Source organism: Sphingomonas sp. SORGH_AS_0879 (genome assembly GCF_030819175.1).
Classification (GTDB): Bacteria; Pseudomonadota; Alphaproteobacteria; order Sphingomonadales; family Sphingomonadaceae; genus Sphingomonas.
In genome coordinates, this window is record NZ_JAUTBJ010000002.1 from 3450835 (window position 1) to 3476007 (window position 25173).

General features: G+C 65.9%; 3 protein-coding genes. All 3 read right to left on the reverse strand.

All coding sequences use genetic code 11. The annotated features are described in order from the left end of the window. Positions 1 to 47: 47 nt before the first annotated feature. On the reverse strand, positions 48 to 8276 hold the full coding sequence (locus QE379_RS16315) for an MBG domain-containing protein (protein WP_307002115.1): 8229 nt from the start codon (positions 8274 to 8276) through the stop codon (positions 48 to 50). 15 nt (positions 8277 to 8291) lie between these two features. After that, a complete protein-coding gene (locus QE379_RS16320; protein WP_307002118.1) occupies positions 8292 to 10028 on the reverse strand; it encodes a ShlB/FhaC/HecB family hemolysin secretion/activation protein in 1737 nt (578 codons plus the stop codon). 108 nt (positions 10029 to 10136) lie between these two features. Further along, positions 10137 to 25169, reverse strand: coding sequence for a YDG domain-containing protein (locus tag QE379_RS16325; protein WP_307002120.1), 15033 nt, complete (start codon positions 25167 to 25169; stop codon positions 10137 to 10139). Between the last annotated feature and the right edge of the window lie 4 nt (positions 25170 to 25173).

Here is a 25173-nt window from a genome sequence, read left to right on the forward strand (position 1 = left end):
CCCTGCCGCGACACCGGCACTCATCGCGCCGGTGTCGCGGGTGAGGATCATCGGACTCCGGCGCTGCAACCCCCGTCCGCGAAACAGTAGCGGATGAGGACAGGCGCGCTATCGGCAGCCGCCGGCCGGAGCGGCACCTGGAACCCGAAGTTGCGGTTGTCCATGACGATGCTGGCGATGGTGTTGGGGGCATCGACAGACGCCTGGCGCGTCACGATCAGGGCGTTCCGGTTGCCGATCGCCTGTGTGCCGGTCAGCGAATAGTTGCCGCTGGCGGACAGGCCCGCACCGTCGATCGCATAGCGCCCGATATCGAGGCTCGACGGAGCATTGGTCGCCCACGTCGCCGTGCCGGCCAGCGTATCACCATTGACAAGGCCGTCGACCGCGACGGTCCCGCTGAGTGCCGGCAGCGGATCGCCATAGGTGATGCGGATGGGCGTTGCGCGGTAGATCACCGATAGCGGCCGCGGGGTAACCACCAGATCGGCCCCGACATAGGTGACGGCGTAATTGGCCGATGCGCCCAGCGTGCCCTGCCCGATGCCGTAGCGGCCGACATTGCTGGTCGGGGCCGCATTGGACGTGAGCGCGCCGGTCAGGCTGTCCCCATTGACGAGACCACGACCACCGATGGTGTAGGTCAGTGCCGGGTTCGCGTCGCCATACACGCGGGTCCGTGCATCGGCGCTGACCGTGATCGCTCGCGGCGTGATCGCCAAGGCCGTGGCATTGCCGCTGTCCTGGACGCTGGTGACCGCATAATTGGCGCTGGCGCCCAGGCCCGAGCCCTCCACGGCGTAGGTGCCGACATTCGATGTCGACGAACCGGTCGTGGTCCACAAGACCGATCCCGTCAGCGTGTCGCCGTTGACCAGGCCGCTGTTCGCGACCGTGCCCGTGAGACCGGTCACCGCATCGCCGTAGAGGCTGTTCAGCGGCGTGGCGGTGTAGGTGATCGTCAGCGGCCGCGCGTTCACGACGAGGTCCGTCCCGACATAGCTCAGCGCGTAATTGCCCGAGGCTGCCAGCGAACCCTGGTCGATCGCATAGCTCCCGACGTTGCTCGTGGCCGTCGCGGTCGTCGCGAGCGCGCCGGCCAGCGCGTCCTCCCCGACCAGCCCCAATCCGCCGATCGTATAGGTCAGTGCCGGGTTGGCGTTGCCATAGACGCGGCTGAGCGCATCGGCTGTCACGGTGATCGCGCGCGGCGTGATCGCGAGCGCCGTGGCATTGCCCGCCGCCTGGACGCTCGTCAGCAGGTAGTTCTCGCTCGCGCTCACCCCCGCACCGGTGACCGCATAGCTGCCCACCACCGGATTGGCGGACGCGTTCGTCGTCCACGTCGCCGTCCCTGCCAGGCTGTCACCGTTGACGAGACCGTCGCTGGCGACCGCACCCGTCAGCGCCGGTAGCGCATTGCCGTAGACGCCCCTGACCGGCGTCGCAGTATAGGTCACCGTCAGCGGGCGGGCGGTGACGCTCAGGTCGTTGCCCGCGAAGATCAGGTCGTAGTTCGCCGACCCGGTCAGCGTGCCCCGGCTGATGCTGTAGGTGCCGATGCCGCTGGTCGCCACCGCATCGGTGGCCAGAGAACCGCTCAGCGTATCGCCGTTCACCAGGCCGTTGCCGCCCACGACATAGGTAAGCGTCGGGTTCGCATCGCCATAGCGCCGCGACTGCGCATCGGCATCCACGGTGATCGTCCGCGGGATGATGGTGAGCGCGGTCGCATTGCCGCTGCCTTGGATCTCGGTCAGCGCATAATTCGCGCCGCCGCCGAGCCCGGAGCCGGTGATGGCGTACCGACCGATACCGGATGTCGACGTCGCATTGGTGGTCCAGACCCGCGCACCGGTGAGCGAGTCCCCGTCGAGCAGACCGTTCACGTCCACCGTTCCCGAGATATCCTGGAACGTCTCGCCGTAAACGCCTGGGGTGGGCCGCGCGCTATAGGTGATCGTCAGCGGTCGCGGCGTGACCGTCAGGTCGGCCCCGACATAGGTCAGCGCATAGTTGTCCGATGCGGCCAGCGAACCCTGCGCGATCGCATAGCTACCCACATCGCTGCGGGTGGCTGCGGTCGTCACGAGCCCGCCGCTCAGCGCGTCGCCATCGACCAGCCCCAGTCCGCCGACCGTGTAGGTCAGCGCCGGGTTGGCGTTGCCATAGACGCGGCTGAGCGCATCCGCCGTGACCGTGATCGCACGCGGATCGATCGTCAGGGCGGTGGCATTGCCCGCCGCCTGGACGCTGGTCAGCCGGTAATTCTCGCTCGCCCGCAGGCCGAAACCCTTGACGGCATAGCGGCCCACGACCGGATTGGCCGACGCGCCCGTCGTCCACGCCGCATTGCCCGTCAGGCTTTCGCCGTTGACGAGGCCGTCGATGGCGACAGCCCCCGCCAGATCCGGAAGCCCATTGCCATAGACGCAGCTGACCGGCGTCGCCGTGTAGGTCACCGTCAACGGACGGGCGGTGACGCTCAGGTCGTTGCCCGCGAAGGTCAGGGCGTAGTTCGCCGAGGCGGCCAGCGTCCCCTGCAGGATGCTGTACTGCCCGATATCGCTGGTCGCCACCGCATCGGTCGCCAGCGCGCCGGTCAGCGTGTCACCATTCACCAGACCATTACCGCCGACCGTATAGGTAAAGGTCGGCTCCGCATCGCCATAGAGCCGCGACTGCGCATCGGCATCGACCGTGATCGCACGCGGGGTGATGGTCAGCGCGGTGGCGTTGCCGGTATCCTGAGTGAAGACGTAATTGCCGTTATTGGCCGTCAGCCCCGAACCCGTGACCGCATATTGCCCGATGCCGTTGGTGACCCCGGCCGTGGAGGTGAACGCCAACGTACCGCTCGTCGCACTCGCCACCGTTTCGTTGTTGACGAAGCCCGTCACGTTACCCGTCAGCGCCGGATTGGCGTCGCCATAGCTGCGGCTGGCCGCGTCGGCGACATAGGTCAGCGTGGCCGGCGTGATCTCGCCCGACAGGGTGCTGCCGCCGTTCACCACCACCCTGTAGCCATAGATGGACGTCTGCCCGTTCAGGGCCGTGGCGCTGCCGAAGCCGGAGACGGTCACCGTCTTGCCGGTGCCGACGTTCGCGGTGTCGAAGGTCGCCACGGCCGTCCCGAGCGTCACGACGTCGCCGGCGGCGGCCCCGGTCACATCATAGTTCGCCGACGTCAGCGATGCGGCGGTGGTGCCGTCATAGACCTTCGACACGCTCCCCTTCAGCGACGCCTGCACGGTCGGCGCCAGCGCGTAGAGCACGCCGTTGCCCTGACGCGGCACGAACTGGTTCAGATAGTCATACTGGATGTAATCGGGCGCCAGACCGCCGAGGACGGTCGTACCGGGCGCGGCAGAACCGACGATCCAGCCCTGAGACGCTTGGAGCGCACGGCTGCCGGCGTTGTTGGTAAAGCTGCCGACCGCAGTTACGTTGATCGCATCGGCAGTGATGCCGCTGCCCGCCGCCAGGGTCAGATCATTGTCCGAAGACAGGAACGCATAGCTCGAACCATTGGTCTGGCTCGAATTCCCGACGATCAGCGCGCGATCGAGGGTGAAGCCCCCGCTGCCGGTCGCCTGGACATACAGGTAATCGGTTCCCTGCGCGGAAAGGTCGGCATAGCGCGCCGATCCCAGCGTGGTGCCGAGCGCCGCGTCCACCGCCGACCAGTTCGACAGGGCGGTCCGGATGTCCCACGTCTTCGATCCCATGGACAGGCCGGACAGATTGCCGCTCGTGTCGATCTTGCCGTTGTCGGAATAGAACAGCCCGCTGGCCGTCGTCGCGCCGGGCAGCGTCACCGTCAGCGCGATCGTCCGGCCCGCCACGCCCAGCGTCCCGTTCGGGACGACCGTATAGAAATAGCCGTTCGCCCCCGCCGACACGGTCGGCGCGTTCACGCCATAGGTGGCGACGCGGGCGCCCGGCGCGACCTGACCGGTCGAACGGTCGACCGCGATCCCCGAAATCGCCTGGACGCCGTTCGGGAAGAAGCTCTTCAGATAGGGATATTGGCCATTGGTGCCGCCGCCCCAGAACGTCGCATCGAGGCCGAAGCTTGCGGCGCCATTGGTTTGCAGGGATGTGGTCGTGGACCCGTTGATCGGAAGCGAACTGGTGGTGCCGGCGCCGTACCCGGCAGTCAGGCCGCTCGTGTCGCGATCGAAGGCGACATTGGCGACTGCGCTCCCCGTACCCGTTTCCTTACCGATCAACCCGCCGAGAATAGGGGAGCCGGAGCCTTGAACCCGACCCGTAGAATAGGCCTGGCTGATGTTTCCCTCATAATTCTGTCCAACGAGTCCACCGGCATACGGTGTACCGCCACCGGAGGTGGAAGGCAGTAATGTTACGCTGCCCATGGCATAGGCCTGATTGATCTGGGCCTGCAGATTGCCGCCGACCAGACCGCCGACTTGGTTGGTCCCGCTGACATCGCCGAGCGCGAAGGATTGCATGACGCTCGACTGTCTGTTCCCGGCGCCAAGAAGGCCGCCGACATGGGCATTCCCCTTGACGGTTGCCGAACTATAGGATTGCAGGATCGAGGCTGCGTCAGAAGAATATCCGACCAGACCTCCGGTATAGTATCTACCGGCCGCCGTCTGAAGAACGTTCCCGGTCGAATAGGCCCGGATGACTTTTCCTCCGTAATTCCACCCGAGCAGCGATCCGACAATATTATTGTTGCCTGTGATGGACACGTTCGTGAGTCCAAGGTCGCGAACTAACCCGTTTTGCTGGATGGCACCGAACAATCCGGTTGCGCCGAGGAGGTTTGGGACTGGAGATGTAAAGGTACCCGTGATCGACAGCTTGTCGATCATATGTCCCAGACCGGTGAAGACGCCATCGAACCCGCCGCCGTTCGGTGCTCCGGTCGAGTCCGTGGTCGTATTCTGACCGACGAGCGAGTTGAAATAGCTGTAGGCGCTCGCATCCAGATTCTTCGCAAGCGCGAACTTGCCGGTCAGGTTCGCCGCCGTGACGTTGCCCACACCGGTTCGGGCGGCCGCGCCGTCGATGAAGTCGATGTCGTCCATCGACCGCACCAGCGTATAGGCCGCGCCGTTCATCGTCAGCGCCTGACCCGACTGGCCGTCCGCGAAGGTCAGCGAACTGCCCGCCGCAAACGCCAGCCCGCCGCTGAACCCGCTGTTTCTGTCATAGCCGAGCACGACCTGGCCGCCGCCGGTGATATCGATCGGCGCGTTGACCAGCAGGCTTTTCGACGATCGGAGCGTCAGCGTCCCCGTACCCGCCATCGACACCGGCGCGGCGACGGTCAGGTCTCCGCCGGTCGCCTCCACGCCGAAACCGGCCGTCAGGGACAGGGCGGTGTCGATGGTGAAGCCCGCAATATTGGTTGCAGTAAGGCGGGGAGCCAGCGATGAAAGTGCAGCCTGTTGGCCAGCGCTCACCCCCGCCAGAGCGGCAGCACGTTCGGATATGGCGGTTGAAAAGGATGCCTGTGCTGTCCGTGTGCGTAAGAACCCGCCATCGATATTGAACTGGCCGGTCGAGCCCGTCAATGTTGCCAGATTCGCGCCGTTGATAGTGCCGGTCGCCGTCGAGTCTGCGGTCGTCGCGACGAGTACGCTGGTGCCGCTTGGGGAGAGCGTCCCGACGGGGAGCATCATATAATAATAGCCGTTCGCACCGGTCGTGACGCCAGAGAATGCACCGCCGCCGACGCTGGCATAGACGTACTTGGCGCCACCTGCCCCCGAAGCGAGCGGGGTTACACCCGCGTCGCTATAGGCCGTGCCGAACACCGCCTGGACTCCGTTGGGGAAGAAAGCGGTCAGATACGGATACAGTCCACCGACATTGGTGGCGAACGCCGGACTAAATCGCCCGCTGTTCCCGTATTGCAGACCGAAGGTGGTAATGCCCTGCTCCGCCCCGCCCGCGCTGGTGCCTTGGCCCGAGGTGTTGATATCCCAATAGCTCTCGCTGATACTCGAATTATTGCTGTTGCCGATGAGGCCGCCCGCATTTCTGCCAGAAACCGCCCCCGTCGAGTAAGTCGCCGTGACGCGACCATAGAGCGATGTGCCTATAAGGCCACCAGCCCCCTCGCCGTTCACAGCGCCGGTTGCATAGGCATTCGTGAGCGCGATGCTGTCGAGATAGCCGATCAATCCGCCGGCATTAGGGCCCGTGACCGCACCGGTGGCATAGACCGTATTTATGCCTTGACCGCTAGCCAGGCCGATGAGCCCACCAACCCTGCCACTGGTCGCCGTTACAGCGCCGGTTGCGTAGGACCGGCGGACGATGCCGGAATTTTTTCCGACCAGTCCGCCGACCTCCTGAGCCCCGCTCACGGTCATGCCGGAATAGGAATTGGATACGATGGCACCGAAACCAAACGTCGCGCCGGCCAGACCGCCCACACTATTGCCCGAACTCGAAATCGATCCCGTAGAATAGGCGTTCTGGATTAAGCCTTCATTTGTAGCAACGAGGCCGCCCCCGCGGCCCGTCGAGGTGATATTCGCACCGACTACGCCGACATTCCGCACGATCGCGGCAGCGCCTGTCGCGCCGATGAAACCCGTATAATCGTTCGTCCCTGCCATACTGAGATTGCTGACGACATGGCCCAGACCATCGAACGTGCCAGTGAACGGATAGGAGTTGTCACGCCCGAACACGGCGCGGGTAAAGCTCGTGCCCGCGGCGTCGATGTCGTTCGCCAGCGCGTAATTACCGGAAAGGCCGCTATTGATCCCATCGAGATCAGTCAGGCTGCGGACCAGCGTGAAGGATGTTCCGTTGAGCGTCAACGCCTGCCCGGACTGCCCACCCGCGAACGTCAACGCGCCTCCCTGGCCATAGGTCAGCCCACCGGTGATCTCATTGACCGTGGAGTAGTTTAGCGCGACCTTGCCGCCGCCATTGACGGTGATCGGCGCGTTGATAGCGATATTGCCTGCGGCGTTCAGCGTCAGTTGACTGCTCGACGCCCAGGCGATCGGCGCGGCGACGGTGATGTTGCCCGCCTCCGACCCCGACCCCGAGCTACCCGTCGATACGGTGACGTTCGCGCTGGCCAGCGCGTTTTGCAGCGTCGCCACGTTGATGACGCTGCCGCTTGCCGTGGCGGTGAAACCGGACTGGTTGCTGTCGGTCGCGCTCGAAATGGTGACGTTGTACGGATCGAGCAGCAGCGTGCCGAAGCGGCTGCCGGTCAGGTCGGCGGTGCCGCTATAGGCCAGCACCGCCTTGCCCGAGACTTCCGCATCGCCGCCGATGCCGCTCCCTGCACCCTTCGCGCTGATCGCGCCGGCGAAGTCGGTCCGGTGATCCGACCAGAGCACGACCGAGCCGCCGTCGCCGGTGCCCACCGCATCGGCCTTGATTTTACTGGCCGCATCGACGCTCAGCGTCGCGGCCCGCGCTAGCGTGCCGCCGCCCTGCCAGTCGCCACCGATGCGGATACGGCCCCCACCGGTCGCGCCCGAGGCGTCGATCCGCGCACCCGTGAGGTTGATCGCGTCACCGGTCAGCGTGATCGTGCCGCCCCTGGTCGAGACGCTCGACGCATCGAGCACGCCCGACACGTTGACGATCCCGCGCGCCGCGTCGCGCGCGGTGCCCGTGCTCAGCACGATGTCGCTCGCGGTGATCCGGCCCGCGACGGTGATGCCCCCTTCGGGCAGCGCGACGCGCAGGAAGCCGCTGCCGTCAAGATCGAGCGCCTCGCCGCCCCCGGCCATCGCCTCGACCCGCGCGCGGACATAGCCGCCCGCCTTGTCCTGCAACAGCCCGGCGAAACCGCCCTTGGCGAAGCCGATCGGCTGGGCGTCACGGCGGCCCGTCACGGTCAGCGTATCGCTGCCCGCCATGAAGTCCCTGTCGGCGATGTCCAGCGTCGAGGCGGTGAAGCCCGCCGCGTTCACGCTGCCCGTCTTGGTGATCAGAATGCCGTTGGGATTGACCAGGAACACCCGGCCGTTGGCGTTGAGCTGCCCCGCGATCACGCTGGTCGTGTCGCCGGTCACCCGGTTGAGCAGCGCGGACCGGGCGTCGGGCTGGACGATGTCGACACGCCCCCCCTTCGCGATCGAGAAGTCCTGCCAGTTGATGATCGCGCGGTCCGTGGTCTGCGTGATCGTCATGGCATGGTCGGACGGCGTGCTGATCGACGCCTGGCCCGCCTGGACCTGCCCGCCGGTCGGGACCGACTGGGCGAATACCGGCGAGGCCAGCGCACTGCTGGAGAGAAGGACGAGCGCGAGTTTCTTGGTCATGGTACGGCCCCCGGATTAAAAGCGAGTGAGAACGGAGAAGGTCAGGCGGTCGGGTCGAAGCCCCTCGAGATGGGCGCGGCCATATTCGAGGCTGGCGGTGACACCCGGGCTCCCGTCCCGGGCCTGCCCCGCGACGCGTATCCCCGCGCCATAGGCAAAGGCGTCGGTGCGACGCCGTTCGAACACCGTGGGCTGCTCGAACCACACGGTCCCTTGTGCGGCGAAGGCATAGGGCGTGATGTTCGCCAGGATGCCGCTGGCGGCGGCGACGAACGGCGCCTTCAACTCGCCCCGGGCGAAGAAGCCGCTGTCGCCCTGCACCCGCCCGGCATCGAGCGGCGAAATGCCGTCGACCGAGGCTATGCCGAACTGCTCCGAATTGGCCATGACCTGGCCGAAGCTGGTCTGGCCCCGCGCGCGCAGACCCACCGCCAGATTGGGGGCCAGCGGCTGGGTCAGGTTGAACGACGCCGTCAGCTTGCGGAAGTCGGCGTCCGTGCCCGCACGCGACAGCGGCACCGCCACCGTCGCCTGCGATGCGGAGCGCGCGCCCAGCCCCGTCACGCCCAACGAGGCTTCGACCTGGGCCGAGACAAAGCCCTCACCCGGCAGATAGGCGCTCGCGTCGGCGCCGAGCCGCACCACCCGCAACCGGTCCTGCGACAGGGGCAGGACGACCGGGTCGATGATCCGCACCCGCTCATTCTGCGCATCGAATCCGAGCGAGGCGCCTACCGACACGTCCCGCCGCCGCACCACCGGATAGCGCAAGGTCGAGGAGAAACGCTGGAAGCGGCTGCCGAACCCGGGCGAGGTCGCGCTGGCGGGACGCGGCGCGGTGCGCGCATCGGTGCCCTCCAGGGTCAGCGTCAGGCCGTCATCGCCCAGCGGCACGACAAGCCCGGCTGCCAGCGCACGGTTACGCGGCGTCGGGTCGAGCACGCTGGTGCGGTGCCCGGTATTGGGCAGCCCCGAGGCGCGCAGGTAGATCTGCTCGCCCGCCCCCAGCACGGAGTTGAGATTCACCCCCGCGCCATAGGTCAGCGAGCCCAGCGCGCTGGACAGCGTGTTATCGAGGCTGACGAACCCCGAGACCGGCTGCCACTCGCCCTCCAGTCGCAGCACCGTCCCGCCCGGACGCTCGCCGGGCGACAACGTCGAGCGCACCGTCACGCCCGGCACGTCGGCGGCCAGCATCAGCCGCCGTTCGAGATCGCGCAGGGTGAGCGCCTTGTCCTCGGTCAGTTGCTCGGCCAGCCGCGCGATGCGCGAACGGACATTGGCGGGCAGCCCCGACGTGTCGACCCGCTCGATAAAGCCTTCCACCACGGCGAGGCGCACGGGCGCACCGTCCTTCAGATCCTGCTGCGGCACCGACACGCGGAGCAGCACCCGCCCCGCCTTCGCCTCGGCCATCTCCGCTTCACCCGCCGCGGCGAAGATCTCGGCAACCGACACGCGCTTGCCATCCAGACGCTGGCGCAACTGCGCCTCGGTCGCGGGCGACAGTTTCCCGCCCTCGATGGTCAACCCCTGGGGCGTCACGAATAGCGTGTTGGCACCCTCCGGCGGGGTCCGCATCGCCTCCGCCGGAAGGGTTAGCGGCGCGCGTAGCTCCGCCTGTGCCGGCGGGGCATAGCTTGGCGGTGTGATCTGGCTCGCCGTCTGGGCGAACACCGTCACCGGTAACAGAGCAATCAATGCCCCCGCCATAGCAACCGTATAATGCGACAGGATCGTCTTCTTGGACATTGATGCCCCCCTTTGAATTTCGATTGGCATTTATAAGGTTTACTTGAGCTTCGGCCGTCTGATCGGCCTCCCCCAGGGCGATTATTGCCCTTGGGGGGAGGCCTGCCGTCAGAAGCGGCTGGCGATGAAGCGGATCGTCGGCGTGATGACGCGGTTGGTTGGATAGGGAAGACCGGCCCCCTTGCTCGGTGCACAGCGAGCGGAACCGTTCTGATCCGACGCGCAGGTCAGCCCCATCAGATCGGTCGACTCTCCGCTGCCCGAACCGTCCGCTCGATTGCCCGAGCCATTGGAGTTACCGTCACCCCGGTTCGTGCCGGTGCCCTCGTCGGTCGACGATCCGGTGCCGTTCGAGGTGCTTGCGTTCCCGTTCCGGCCCGAGGCGCTGGCACTGCCGGATGCGGTGGACCCCGATCCGCCGGAGCCTGCGTTCCCGGTCGAGAGCCCGTTCGAGCCATTGCCGCTCCCGGCGCCTGCCGAACCAAAGCCACCCGATCCGGTATTTCCGTTGGAGAAGCCGTTCCCGCCATTGCCATTCCCGGCGCCCGCCGAACCGAAGCCGCCCGAACCCGTGCCATTCGAAGGATCCGTGCTCGGGAACCACAAACCGCCCCCCGAACCGAACACGACCGAAATGTTGGTGCCGTCGCGCATCACCGGCGGCAGCTGATTGCCAAGCCTGCCGGCCTCCCTGATGACCTCGGGCGTGATCACACGAATGCCATCATCGGAACCGCGATTGATGGTGAAGACACCGTTCGTGAACGCCACCCGATAGTTCGAGCCCGCCGACAGGCTGCCGCCGCTGATCGTGTAGGTACCAGCGCCTTCGCCAGCGCTGCGCGACGCGGCGCCGCTCATACTGTCGCCGGACACCATCCCGTCGCCGCCGACCGTGAAGCTCAGCGCCGGATCGACCTGACCTTGCGTCTTCGACACGTTGTTGAGCGTGACCAGCAGATCGCGCGGCGTGATCGTGCCGATGTCAGCCGAGACGGCAGTGTTCTGCAGCAGGTAGTTGCCAGAGTCAGCGCCATTCACCGCCAGGCCCGATACCGTGACCCTCTTGCCCGTGCCGACATTGCGGTCCGCATAGCTGGCGCTGGCGGCCGTGACGGACAGAGCATCGCCTGCGACCACGCCGTCGAGATTGACCGGCGACAGCGTGGCCGTCGTCGTGCCGTCATAACGCTTGGTGACCGCCCCGGTGAGTTGCCCGGTCAGCAGCTTGCGAGCGATGGCGCCCGTCGCGTCGACCTTCACCACGGCGTAATTGCCGCCGGCATTGCCGTCATCGATCGTCCAGTTATCGACGATCAGCGTGCGGTTGCCGGCGTTCCGGCCGTCGAAGCTTTGGCGCAGGCCGTTCACCTGGTCGCCGGCCATCAGGCCGCTCACCGTGACCGCGCCATTCGACGCGTCGGTCCCGTCATAGACCTTGCTGTCGCCACTTGCCGTGAGCGTCAGCGTGGCCTTGCCGATCGAAGCCGTACCGCTGGCGATCGGGGCGAGCACGTAATTGCCCGCATCGGCACCGGTGAGCGATGCATTCGTCAGCGTGACACTCTTGTTCACGCCGACATTGCGATCGGCAAAGGCGAAGGATGCGCTCGCCGCGACATCGTCGCCGGACACCATATTGCCAAGCGAACCGAAGCGGCCCACAGCCCCGGTCGTACCGTCGTAGATCTTGTCCTGGACGCTGACCGCGGCGGTCAGCGTGCGGCGCGTGATCGTACCGGCGGCATCGCGCAACGTGACGACATAATTGTCGCCGCCATTGCCGTCATCCACGCTGAAGCCGTTCACCGTGATCAGGCGGTCGCCGGCATTCCGGCTATCAAAAGCCTGGGTCGCACTGACCCGATCGTTGCCGATCAGCCCGGAGGCCGTGACCGAACCCGCCGACGACAGGCTGCCGTCATAGACCTTGGTGTCACCCGTCGCCGCCAGCACCAGGCTGGCCCGGGCGACATCGGCCAGGGCGGTCAGATTGCCCGATGCAAGGGCATAATTGCCAAGACCATTGCCGCTCAGACCGTAGCCGGTGAGGAGAAGGCTCTTGCCCATTCCCGCATGGCGATCGCCAAGCGTGCCGGTCGCGCCGGACATGTCGAGGGCAATCCCGTCTGCCAGCATCAGGGCCTGCGTCGTGGTATCGCCATCCGCCGCCAGGAAGACCAACGAGCCGTGCTGGCCGGCGCTCAGCAGATCGGTGCCGTCATAGGTCTTCGCACCACGCCCGGATACCGAGATCGAAACGAGACGCGGCGTGATCGCGCCGACATCGGCCGAAGCACTGTCATTCAACAGCACATAGTTGGCCGCATCGGTACCGCCCAGGACCATGCCCGACACCGTGACCCGCTTGCCCGTCCCGACATTGCGATCGGCATAGGTCGCCGATGCGGTCGTGAGATCGAGCGCGTCGCCCGCGATCACGCCATCGAGGTTGACCGGGAGCAGCGTTGCGTCGCTCGTCCCGTCATAGGTCTTGGCGACGCCGCCGGTGAGTTGCCCGGTCAACCGCTTCTTCGCGATCGTGCCGACGGCACCGACCGTGACGACGGCATAGTTGCCTCCGCCATTGCCGTCGTTGATCGTCCAGCCCGTGGCGCCGAGGCTGCGATGGCCCGCATCCTTGCTTGCGAATGTCTGGACAAGGCCGCTCAAGGTATCGCCGTTCACCAGGCCGGTGACGCCCACCACGCCATTCGACGCGTTCGTGCCATCATAGGTCTTGGCGTCGTCGACCGCCGTGAACGTCAACACCGCCTTGGCGATGTCGGCCGTTCCATAGGCGATGCGATCCAGAGCATAATTGCCGGCATCGCCGCCGGACAGGGCCACGCCGCTGACGGTCAAGGCCTTGGCCGTGCCGGCATTGCGATCGACAAAGGCGAACAGGCCATTGCCCGAGAAGGCGACATCGTCTCCCGTCACCACCCCGAACAAGCCCGTCATCGAACCCGTCGCCGCCGTCGTGCCATCATAGACCTTGCCGTTGACCACGCCGGTCGCCTGCAACAGCTTGGGCGTGATGAGGCCACTCACCGGGCCGCCGGTCGTCACGACATAGTTGTTGCCGCCATTCCCGTCCGCGATCGTCCAGCCGCCATCGATCGTCAGCAGGGCATTGCCCGCATTCCGGGTGTCGAACGACTGCGTGGCGGAGAAAGCGTCACCGCCCACCAGGCCGATCGCCTGCACCTGTGCGGCCGATCCCCTTGTGCCGTCATAGACCTTGGTGTCGCTTACGGCGTTGAGAGACAGCGCTCTCGCCGTGATCGTGCCCGTACCGACGCCCAGGCCACTCAGCACATAGTTGGCGGCATCCGCCCCGCTCAAAACCGCGCCGGTGACGTTGACCGCCTTACCGGTACCGGCATGGCGATCGGCAAAGGAGAGCGCACCACCCGAGAGGGTCACGCGGTCGCCGACCACCAGGTTCTGCAGGTCGCCGAACGTACCGCTGGCCGCCAGCGTGCCGTCATAGACCTTGCTATCGACCGAAACCGCGGTGGTCAGCACACGCTGCGTGATCGCGCCGGCGATATCGAACAGCGTGACGACGTAATTGTCACCGCCATTGCCGTCGCTGATGGCATAGCCGCGATCGATGCGAAGGACGCGAGCACCCGCATTCTTGCTGTCGAACGATTGGGTGAGCCCGCTCACGCGGTCCCCGGCGACCAGCCCGGTCATGGTGACGGTTCCGGCCGACGAGGTCGTCCCGTCATACTGACGAATATCGGACCCGGCGGTCAGGATCAGGCTCGCCCTGTTGATCGTCGCGGTGGCGGTGGAACCGAGCGGAACCAGATTGTAATTACCCGCATCCGCCCCGGTCAGGCTGCCGCTCCCGATCGTCACGATCTTGTTCGCGCCTGCGTTGCGATCGACGAAGTTCATCGCGGCATGGGCGGAGACATCGTCACCGGCGATCAGGTTCTGGAGCGGACCGAAGCGACCGGTGGCGGTCGTCGTGCCGTCATAGACCTTGTCGTTGACGGTCACCGTCGTGGCGAGATCGCGCTTGGCGATCGTCCCGTTGGCATTGCGCAGGGCCACTACATAATTGTCGCCGCCATTGCCGTCCGAAAGCGCCACGCCATTGACCCGGATCGTCCGAGCGCCGGCGTTGCGGCTGTCGAAGGCCTGCCCGGCGGTGACGGTATCGCCCACCATCAGCCCCGTGACGAGCACCGCGCCGGTCGACGTCGCGGTGCCGTCATAGATCTTGCTTTCGGCCACCGCCGTCAGCGTCAACTGCGCGCGAGCGATATCGGCAAGGCCGTGAGCGGGGGCTCCGGACAGGACGTAGTTGCCGTTCGTATCACCGTCGAGCACATAGCCCGTCAAGTCCACGCTCTTGCCTGTCCCGGCGTTACGATCCGCGAGGACACCCGTGACCCCCGAGATATCGAGGCGGACGCCGTCCGCACGCATCAGCCCCTGCGTCAGTGCGTCGCCATCGGCGGTCAGGAAGACAAGCGACCCGAATTGGCCCGCGCCGAGCGCGTTGGTGCCGTCATAGACCTTGCCCCCGCGGCCCGTGGTGGTGACCACCACCTGACGCGCGGTGATCTCGCCGACATTGCCGGAAGTCGAGGTCGACTGCAGGACGTAATTGTCCGCGTCCGCGCCGTTCAGCGCCATGCCCGACACCGTCACCCGCTTGCCCGTGCCGGCATTCTTGTCGGCATAGGCGGCGCTGGTGGCGGTCACGGTGACCGCATCGCCCGCGACCACGCCCGCCAGATTGGCCGGCAGCAGCGTCGCCGTCGTCGTGCCGTCATAGACCTTGCTGACCGTACCGCTCAGGTCGCCCGTCAACTGCCTCTTGGAGATGATACCCGTGGCATCGACCTTGCTGATCGTGTAGTTGCCGCCGCCATTGCCGTCGGCAACCGTCCAACTCTCGGCACTCAGGGCCTGGCTACCCGCATTCTTGCTGGCAAAGGCCTGCGTCGCTTCTGCGGTGTCGCTGCCGACCAGCCCGGTGATCCCGACCACACCGGTCGAGCTGCGCGTTCCGTCATAGATCTTGCTATCGGCGCTCGCCGTCAGCGTCAGTACCGCCTTGGCGATGTTCGCGGTGCCATTGGCGGTTGCGCCAAGCATATAATTGCCCGCATCGACACCGTCCAGAACAAGCCCACCCACCGTCACGGCCTTGCCGTTCCCGGCGTTGCGGTCGACGAATTCAAATGATCCGCTGCCGGTGACGCTGACCCTGTCGGCGCCGAGCACCCCGAACAGGCCGGTGACCCTGCCGGTCGCGGCTTTCGTGCCGTCATAGACCTTGTCGTTAACCGAAGCGCTCGCCTGCAACAGCTTGGGCGTGATGACGCCGTTGGCACCAGCACCAATGGTCACGACATAGTTGTTACCACCGTTGCCATCCGTGATCGTCCAGCCACCATCCACGCTCAGCAACCGGCTGCCCGCATTCTTCCCGTCGAACGACTGGGTCGCGTTATACCCGTCGCCCCCGACAAGACCGAAAGCCTGCACTCGGCCTGCCGAACCGGTCGTACCGTCATAGACCTTGCTGTCGGCAACCGCGTTCAGCGTCAGCGCCTTGGCGGTGATCGTGCCGGTGCCATTGCCGATGGTGCTCAGCACATAATTGGCCGCATCCACGCCGCCCAGGGTGGCGCCCGTCACGTTGACGACCTTGCCGCTGCCGGCATTGCGATCCGCGAACGACAAGGTGCCGCCCGAGAGGGTCACCGTCTCATTGCGGATAACGTTCTGGAGGCCACCGAACGTCCCCGTTGCGGTGGTCGTACCGTCATATTCCTTGGCGTCGACCGTAACCGAGGTGGTGAGTATCCGCTGGGTGATCGCACCCGACGCATCCGCCAGCGTCACGACATAGTTGTTGCCGCCATTGCCATCGGCAACGACATAACGACCGTTGACCCGGAGCAGTCGGCCGCCGGCATTCTTATTATCGAAGGACTGGCTAAGACCGGTGACGCTGTCACCGCTCACAAGGCCATTGGTCAGGACCAGACCAGCGGAATCGGTGGTGCCGTCATACTGCCGATTGTCCGCCACGGCCGTCAGCGCGAGCGATGCGCGGGTGATGTCGGCCACACTGTCGGCAAGCGCGGCGAGCGTATAATTGCCCGCATCCGCGCCCGTCAGCCCGGCGTTCGACACCGTCACGACCTTGGCCGCGCCCGCATTGCGATCCGCAAAGGCAAGAGTGGCGGTCGCCGCCACGCTGTCGCCCACGATCAGATTATTCAGCCTGCCGAACGTGCCGGTGGCCGCTACCGTGCCGTCATAGACCTTGTTGTTCGCCGTGACGCTCGTGGTCAGTTGACGCTTGGCGATATTGCCGACGCCATCCCGCAGTTGGACGACATAGTTCGCCCCCAGGTTGCCGTCATCGAGAGTGTAGCCGGTGACCTTCAACGCCCGGTCACCCGCATTGCGGCTGTCGAACGCCTGGACCAAACCGCTCAGCGTATCGCCCGTCACCAGGCCGCTCGACGTAACAAGACCCGAAGACGCCTCAGTGCCGTCATAGGTCTTGGCATCGCCCGCGGCGGTCAGGATCAGGGTCGCACGCGCGATATCGGCAAGCCCACCGACACTGGTCGAGGCCAGCACGTAATTGCCGGCGGCATTGTTCTGGAGACCATAGCCCGACAGCGTCACGCTCTTGCCGGTGCCCGCGTTGCGATCCACCAACGCGCCCGTCACGCTTAAGGTGTCCAGGCTGACCCCGTCCTGCCCCATCAGGTCCCGCGTCGCCCTATCCCCGTCCGCCGCCAGGAAGACCAGCGAGCCCAGCTGGCCCGTGCCCAGCGTGGTGCCGCCGTCATAGACCTTGCCCCCGCGGCCCGTGGTGGTGACCACCACCTGACGCGCGGTGATCTCGCCGACATCGGCCCAGGTCGAGGTCGACTGCAGGACGTAATTGTCCGCGTCCGCGCCGTTCAGCGCCATGCCCGACACCGTCACCCGCTTGCCCGTGCCGGCATTCTTGTCGGCATAGGCGGCGCTGGTGGCGGTCACGGTGACCGCATCGCCCGCGACCACGCCCGCCAGATTGGCCGGCAGCAGCGTCGCCGTCGTCGTGCCATCATAGACCTTGCTGACCGTACCGCTCAGGTCGCCCGTCAACTGCCTCTTGGAGATGATACCCGTGGCATCGACCTTGCTGATCGTGTAGTTGCCGCCGCCATTGCCGTCGGCGACCGTCCAGCTGTCGGCACTCAGGGCCTGGCTACCCGCATTCTTGCTGGCAAAGACCTGCGTCGCTTCTGCGGTGTCGCTGCCGACCAGCCCGGTGATCCCGACCACACCGGTCGAGCTGCGCGTTCCGTCATAGATCTTGCTATCGGCGCTCGCCGTCAGCGTCAGTACCGCCTTGGCGATGTTCGCGGTGCCATTGGCGACGCTATCGAGAACATAGTTGCTCGCATCCGCGCCCGACAGGGTCAGCCCGCTGACCGTGACGGCCTTGCCGGTGCCGGCATGGCGATCGACAAAGGCGAAAGTCCCGCTGCCATTGCTGGTGACGTCATCGCTTCCGATGACGCCAATCAGACTTCCAATCACGCCCGTCGCATCGACCGTGCCGTCATAGGTCTTGTTGCTGACGGTCGCTCCCGTTTGCAGCCGCTTTTGCGAAATCGTGCCCGCAGCGGTGTTGCCGATGGTCACGACATAGTTGTTGCCGCCATTGCCATCCGCGATCGACCAGCCGCCATCCACGCTCAGCAACCGGCTGCCCGCATTCTTCCCGTCGAACGACTGGGTCGCGTTGACCACGTCGCCCGCGATGAGGCCCACCGACTGGACACGTCCTGCCGACGCCTTGGTGGCATCATAGACCTTTGTGTCGGCAACCGCGTTCAGCGTCAGCGCCTTGGCGGTGATCGTGCCGGTGCCATTGCCGATGGTGCTCAGCACATAATTGGCCGCATCCACGCCGCCCAGGGTGGCGCCCGTCACGTTGACGACCTTGCCGCTGCCGGCATTGCGGTCGGCGAACGACAAGGTGCCGCCCGAAAGGGTCACCGTCTCATTGCGGATGACGTTCTGGAGGCCACCGAACGTCCCCGTTGCGGTGGTCGTGCCGTCATATTCCTTGGCGTCGACCGTAACCGAGGTGGTGAGAATCCGCTGGGTGATCGCACCCGACGCATCGGCCAGCGTCACGACATAGTTGTTGCCGCTATTGCCGTCACTGACCACATAGCCATTGTCGACGGTGATCGCGCGAGCGCCCGCGTTCTTGCTGTCGAAGGATTGGGTCGCCGAGACACTGTCTCCACCGACCAGGCCGATCGCCCGCACCGTCCCGGTCGAGACCGTGGAGCCGTCATACTGACGGATGTCGGTCGTCGCAGCGAGCGTCAGTGCCGCCTGGCTGATCGTCGCCGTTGCAGCCGTACCAAGCGACAACAGGTTGTAATTGCCCGCATCTACTCCCGTCAGACCGGCCCCGCTGATGGTGACCAGCTTGTTCGATCCGGCGTTGCGATCGGCGAACGTCATCACGCCCGTGGCACTCACGGTATCGCCCACAATGACGTTCCGAAGCGCCGCGAAGCTGCCCGTCGCGGCCCTGGTCCCGTCATAGACCTTGTCGTTGACCGTAACCGTGGTCGTGACATCGCGCCTGGCGATATTGCCGACGCCATCCCGCAGTTGGACGACATAGTTCGCGCCCAGGTTGCCGTCGTCGAGCGTATAGCCGGTGACCTTCAAGGCCCGGTCACCCGCATTGCGGCTGTCGAACGCCTGGACCAAACCGCTCAGCGTATCACCCGACACCAGCCCGCTCGACGTGACAAGACCCGAGGACGCCACCGTGCCGTCATAGGTCTTGGCATCGCCTGCGGCGGTCAGCACCAGCGTTGCACGCGCGATATCGGCAAGCCCACCGACACTGGTCGAGGCCAGCACGTAATTGCCGGCGGCATTGTTCTGGAGACCATAGCCCGACAGCGTCACGCCCTTGCCGGTGCCCGCATTGCGATCCACCAGCGTGCCCGTCACGCTCAAGGTGTCCAGGCTGACCCCGTCCGAAACCATCAGGTCCCGCGTCGCCCTATCCCCGTCCGCCGCCAGGAAGACCAGCGAGCCCAGCTGGCCCGTGCCCAGCGTGGTGCCGCCGTCATAGACCTTGCCCCCGCGGCCCGTGGTGGTGACCACCACCTGACGCGCGGTGATCTCGCCGACATCGGCCCAGGTCGAGGTCGACTGCAGGACGTAATTGTCCGCGTCCGCGCCGTTCAGCGCCATGCCCGACACCGTCACCCGCTTGCCCGTGCCGGCATTCTTGTCGGCATAGGCGGCGCTGGTGGCGGTCACGGTGACCGCATCGCCCGCGACCACGCCCGCCAGATTGGCCGGCAGCAGCGTCGCCGTCGTCGTGCCGTCATAGACCTTGCTGACCGTGCCGCTCAGGTCGCCCGTCAGCTGCCTCTTGGAGATCGTACCCGTGGCATCGACCTTGCTGATCGTATAGTTGCCGCCACCGTTACCGTCGGCGACCGTCCAGCTTTCCGCACTCAGGGCCTGGCTACCCGCATTCTTACTGGCGAAGGCCTGCGTCGCTTCCGCGGTGTCGCTGCCGACCAATCCGGTGATCCCGACCACGCCGGTCGAGCTGCGCGTGCCATCATAGATCTTGGTGTCGCCGCTCGCCGTCAGCGTCAGTACCGCCTTGGCGATGTTCGCGGTGCCGTTGGCGACCGAACCGAGCGTATAGTTGTCCGCATCCGCGCCCGCCAGCGTCATGCCGCTCACCGTCACCGCCTTGCCGTTACCGGCATGGCGATCGACAAAGGCGAACACGCCGGTGCCGTCCGCGTTGACAGTGTCGCCGCTCACGACGCCCGACAGGCCGGTCACGACGCCCGTGGCGGCGACGGTTCCGTCATACACCTTGTCCGAGACGCGAGAGCCGACCTGCACTTCCTTGCGCAGGATGGTGCCGAACGCCGTGTTGCCGATGGTCACGACATAATTGTTGCCGCCATTGCCATCGGCGACCGCCCAGCCGCCATCGACCGAAATCGTGCGATCGCCCGCGTTCCGATCGTCGAAGGACTGCGTCGCGTTGACCACATCACCCGCGACCAAGCCCACTGCCTGCACACGACCCGCCGAGGCGGTCAGGCGGTCATAGACCTTCGTATCCGCCACGGCGTTGAGGGTCAGCGCCTTGGCCGTGATCGTGCCGGTCCCGGTGCCGAGGGTGCTGAGCACGTAATTGGCGGCGTCGGCTCCCCCGAGCGCTGCGCCGTTCACATTGACCGCCTTGCCGCTCCCGGCATTGCGGTCCGCGAACGTCAATACGCCACCCGACAGGCTGACACTATCGTCCCTGACGACATTGTTCAGCGTGCCGAACGTGCCGGTCGCCGACGTCGTGCCGTCATACTCCTTGGTATCCACGCTCACCGTCGTGGTGAGAACGCGACGGGTGATCGTACCAGCAGCATTCGCCAGCGCGACGACGTAATTGTCGCCGCCATTGCCGTCACTGACCGTATAGCCGCCATCGACGCTGATCGTCCGAGCACCGGCATTCCTGCTGTCGAACGACTGAGTGGCGACGACGCTGTCGCCGGTTGCCAGACCAGTCACCCGAACAACGCCCGACGACGCTCGTGAGCCGTCATATTCGCGGCTCTCCGCCGAAGCGCTCAGGACCAGCGATGCGCGGGCAATGTCGGCCACACTGTCGGCGAGGGCGGCGAGCGTATAATTGCCCGCATCCGCGCCCGTCAGCCCTGCGCCCGACACCGTCACGACCTTGGCCGCGCCCGCATTGCGATCCGCAAAGGCGAGAGTGGCGGTCGCCGCCACGCTGTCGCCCGCGATCAGGTTGTTCAGCCTGCCGAACGTGCCGGTGGCCGCGACCGTGCCGTCATAGACCTTATTGTTCGCCGTGACGCTCGTGGTCAGCTGGCGCTTGGCGATAGTGCCGACGCCATCCTGTAGCTGGACGATATAGTTCGCGCCCAGATTGCCGTCGTCGAGCGTGTAGCCGGTGACCTTCAACGCCCGGTCACCCGCATTGCGGCTGTCGAACGCCTGGACCAATCCGCTCAGCGTATCGCCCGACACCAGCCCGGTCGACGTGACGAGGCCCGAGGACGTCACAGTGCCGTCATAGGTCTTCGTATCGCCCGCAGCGGTCAGCACCAGCGTCGCACGTGCAATATCAGCAAGCCCGCCGACACTGGTCGAGGCCAACACGTAATTGCCGACGGCATTGTTCAGGAGACCATAGCCCGACAGCGTCACGCTCTTGCCGGTGCCCGCGTTGCGATCCACCAACGCGCCCGTCACGCTTAAGGTGTCCAGGCTGACCCCGTCCTGCCCCATCAGGAACTGCGTCGTCGTGTCCCCGCTCGCTGCCAGGAAGACCAGCGAGCCGAGCTCGTTCGTTCCCAGCACGGTGCCGCCGTCATAGGTCTTCGTACCCCGGCCCGACACATCGATCGTGACCGTCCGGGCCAGAATCGTGCCGGTGTTCGCCGACGCCGCACCGGCGCGCAGGGCATAATTGGCCGCATCCGCGCCGCCCAGGCTCATGCCCGAGATGGTCACGGTCTTGTCGCTACCGGCATTCTTATCCGAATAGGTCGCGCCTGTGCTCGACACCGCGACATCGTCACCACGGACGACGCCGTCTAGCGACGCACCCGCCAGGACGGCGGTGTCCGTGCCGTCATACACCTTGCTGAAGGTGCCGCTGATCTGACCCGTCAGGACCTTCTTGGCGATCGTGCCGACGGCATCGACCTTGGTGACGGCGTAGTTGCCGCCGTCATTGCCGTCCCCGATCGTCCAGCCGTCCACGCTGAGGGCCTGGTCGCCCGCATTCTTGCTGGCGAAGGCCTGCGTCGCTTCCGCGGTGTCACCGGTAACCAGTCCGCTGATCCCGACCACACCGGTCGAGCTGCGCAACCCGTCGTAGATCTTGCTATCGGCACTCGCCGTCAGCGTCAGCACCGCCTTGGCGATGTCAGCGGAACCCTGGACCGAATTGTTGCTGAGGACGTAGTTGCCCGCCGCGTCATTGGTCAGGGTATAGCCCGACAGGGTGACGATCTTGCCGTTACCGGCGTTGCGGTTTGCCAACAGGCCCGTCACGGTCGACGTATCGACCCGAACATTCTCCCCGGCGAGCAGGGCCTGAGTCGTGGCATCGCCATCCGCCAGGACGAACCCGAGCGAGCCCAACTGCGCGGCCGTGATGGTATCCAGGCCATCATAGGTCTTGGCGGCACTGCCGCTCGTGGTCACGGCGACCTGTCGCGCCAGGATCGTGCCGATATCGGCGGACGCAGCCGCCGACTGCAGCACGTAATTGGCGGCATCGTCGCCGCCCAGCGTCATGCCCGATACGGTGACCGTCTTGTTGGTGCCACGGTTCTTGTCGGCGTAGCGCGCACTGGTCGCCGATACGGAAACCAGGTCGCCCGCGATGACGCCGTCGAGATTGGTGCCGGTCAGCGTGGCCGTATCGGTTCCGTCATAGACCTTGCTAACCACACCGGTCAGTCCGCCGGTGATGGACTTTTGCGAGATCGAACCGACCGCGTCGGTCTTCGTAACGAGGTAATTCCCTCCCCCGTTGCCGTCGCTGATCGTCCAGACATCGGCACTCAGGGTTTGCGCACCGGCATTCTTGGTCGCGAATGCCTGACTCGCGGTGGCGGTATCGCTTCCCACCAGGCCCGTCACGGTCACGGTCCCATTCGATCGACGCGTGCCGTCATAGACCTTGGTGTCGCCGCTCGCCGTCAGGGTGAGCGTGGCCTTGGTGATGTTGGCCGAACCGTTGGCCGTCGCCCCAAGCTGGTAGTTGTCGGCATCCACGCCCGAAAGGGTGAGCCCGCCGACCGTCACCGCCTTGCCGGTGCCCGCGTCGCGGTTGAGGAACGCCAGCACGCCACTGGACAGATCGACCGACACCGTGTCGCCGTCCACGACCCCGCTCAGCCCATTGATGGTACCGGTCGCGGTGGTCGTGCCGTCATAGACCTTGTCGTTGGCGGTCACGTCGGCGCTCAGCACCTTCTTCGTGATCGCACCCGCGACCGCCTGGCCGAGCGAGACGACGTAGTTGTTGCCGCCGTTGCCGTCGCCGACCGCATAGGTCGCCACTTGCAGCGCACGAGCCCCGGCGTTCTTGGCATCGAACGTCTGCGTCGCGATCAGGGCGTCGCCGCTCACCAGACCCACCGCCTGAACGATACCCGCCGAACGGTCGGTGCCGTCATAGACCTTGGTGTCGGCGACCGCGTTGAGCGTCAGCGCCTTCGCCGTGATCGCACCGGTGCCGGTGCCGAGGCTGTTGAGGACATAGTTGGCCGCATCCGTACCACTCAGCACCGCGCCGGTGATATTGACCGCCTTGCCGGTGCCGGCGTTACGGTCGGCAAAGGTCAGGGTACCCCCGGTCAGGTCGACCCGATCGCCCGAGACGACATTGCTCAGGTCGCCGAACGTACCCGTCGCCGCCGTCGTGCCGTCATATTCCTTCGTGTCGACCGCGACGGTGGTGGTGAGCACGCGCTTCGTGATCGCACCCGCCGCAGTCTGGAGGGTTACGGCATAGTTGCCGCCACCGTTGCCGTCGTCGACGACATAGCCGGCATTGACGCGCAGCGTGCGCGCACCGGCATTCTTGCTGTCGAACGACTGGCTGGCGCTGGCACTGTCGCTGCCGATCAGCCCGATCGCCGTGACCGAACCGATCGACGTGGTGAAGCCGTCATACTCGCGACTGTCGTTCGACGCTCGCAGGATGAGCGACGCCTTCGTGATGTCGGCCACCCCATCGGCGATCGTCGCCAGCGTGTAGTTGCGCGAGTCCGCACCGGTCAGGCTCGCGTTCGATGCCTTCACGACCTTTCCGGTGCCCGCATTTCGCGTGTCGAAGTCGAGCGTCGCGCTCACGCCCAGCGAATCGCCCGTCACCATATTGGTGAGTGCGGCGAAAGTGCCGGTCGCCGTGGTGGTCCCGTCATAGACCTTGTTGTTGGCGGTCATCGTCGTCGTGACGATCCGCTTGGCAATGGTGCCGACGCCGTCGACCCGGGTCACGGCATAATTGCCACCGTCATTGCCGTCATCGAGCGTGAAGGTGTCGACGACCGTCGCACGCGAACCGGCGTCCTTGTTGGCGAAGCGCTGGAGCGCAGTCACGCTGTCGCCGGTGATCAGGCCGGCGATGCCGACGCTGCCGCCCGACGTGGTCGTGCCGTCATAGGTCTTGCTGTCGTTCGCCGCCGTCAGCGTCAGCGCCGCGCGGGAGACATCGGCCAGGCCCGCCACCGTGTTCGACGCGAGAACGTAATTGCCCGCGCCATTGTTCGACAGCGTATACCCGGTCAACGTGACGCCCTTGGCCGTCCCCGCGTTCCGATCCGCCAGCGTGCCCGTGACGCCCGAGGTGAGGAGCGATACGCCATCGGCCAGCAACATGTCATGGGTAACGGAATCGCCGTCCGCCGCCGTGAAGGTCAGCGTTCCCAACTGGCTGGTGCCGAGCGTCGCCGTGCGATCATAGGTCTTGGCGCCGCGCCCCGAGACTCCGACTGTGACCGTGCGCGCGATGATCGCGCCGATATCGGCCGAGGTCGAATTCGAAAGAAGGCTGTAATTGTCGGCGTCGGTCCCGGTCAGGCTCATGCCCGACAGGGTCACCGTCTTGTTCGTGCCGGCATTCTTGTCGGCATAGGTGGCGCTGGTGCTCGACAGCGTGACGAGATCGCCACGAACGACGCCGGTGAGGTTCGATCCGCTGACCGTCGCGGTGTCGGTACCGTCGTAGATCTTGCTGACCGTGCCGGTCAGTTCGCCCGTCAGGTCCCTGCGCGAGATGGTGCCGCTGGCGTCGACCAGCGTGACCAGATAGTTGCCGCCGCCATTGCCGTCGTCGATCGCGTAGTTCGCGACCTTCAGCGCACGCGTCCCGGCGTCCTTGCTGGCGAACGCCTGCGTGGCCGAGGTCAGGGTATCGGTCGACACCAGGCCCGTCGCCGTGACGGTACCGCCCGACGTGGTCGTGCCGTCGTAGATCTTGCTGTCGGCAGCGGCCGTCAGCGACAGCGCCGCCTTGGTGATGTTGGCGACGCCGTTCGACACCGTT

Excerpts from the sequence above, each read along its gene's own strand:
- QE379_RS16320 (WP_307002118.1), bottom strand. The coding sequence starts at position 10,028 with ATGTCCAAGAAGACGATCCTGTCGCATTATACGGTTGCTATGGCGGGG.
- QE379_RS16315 (WP_307002115.1), bottom strand. The coding sequence starts at position 8,276 with ATGACCAAGAAACTCGCGCTCGTCCTTCTCTCCAGCAGTGCGCTGGCC.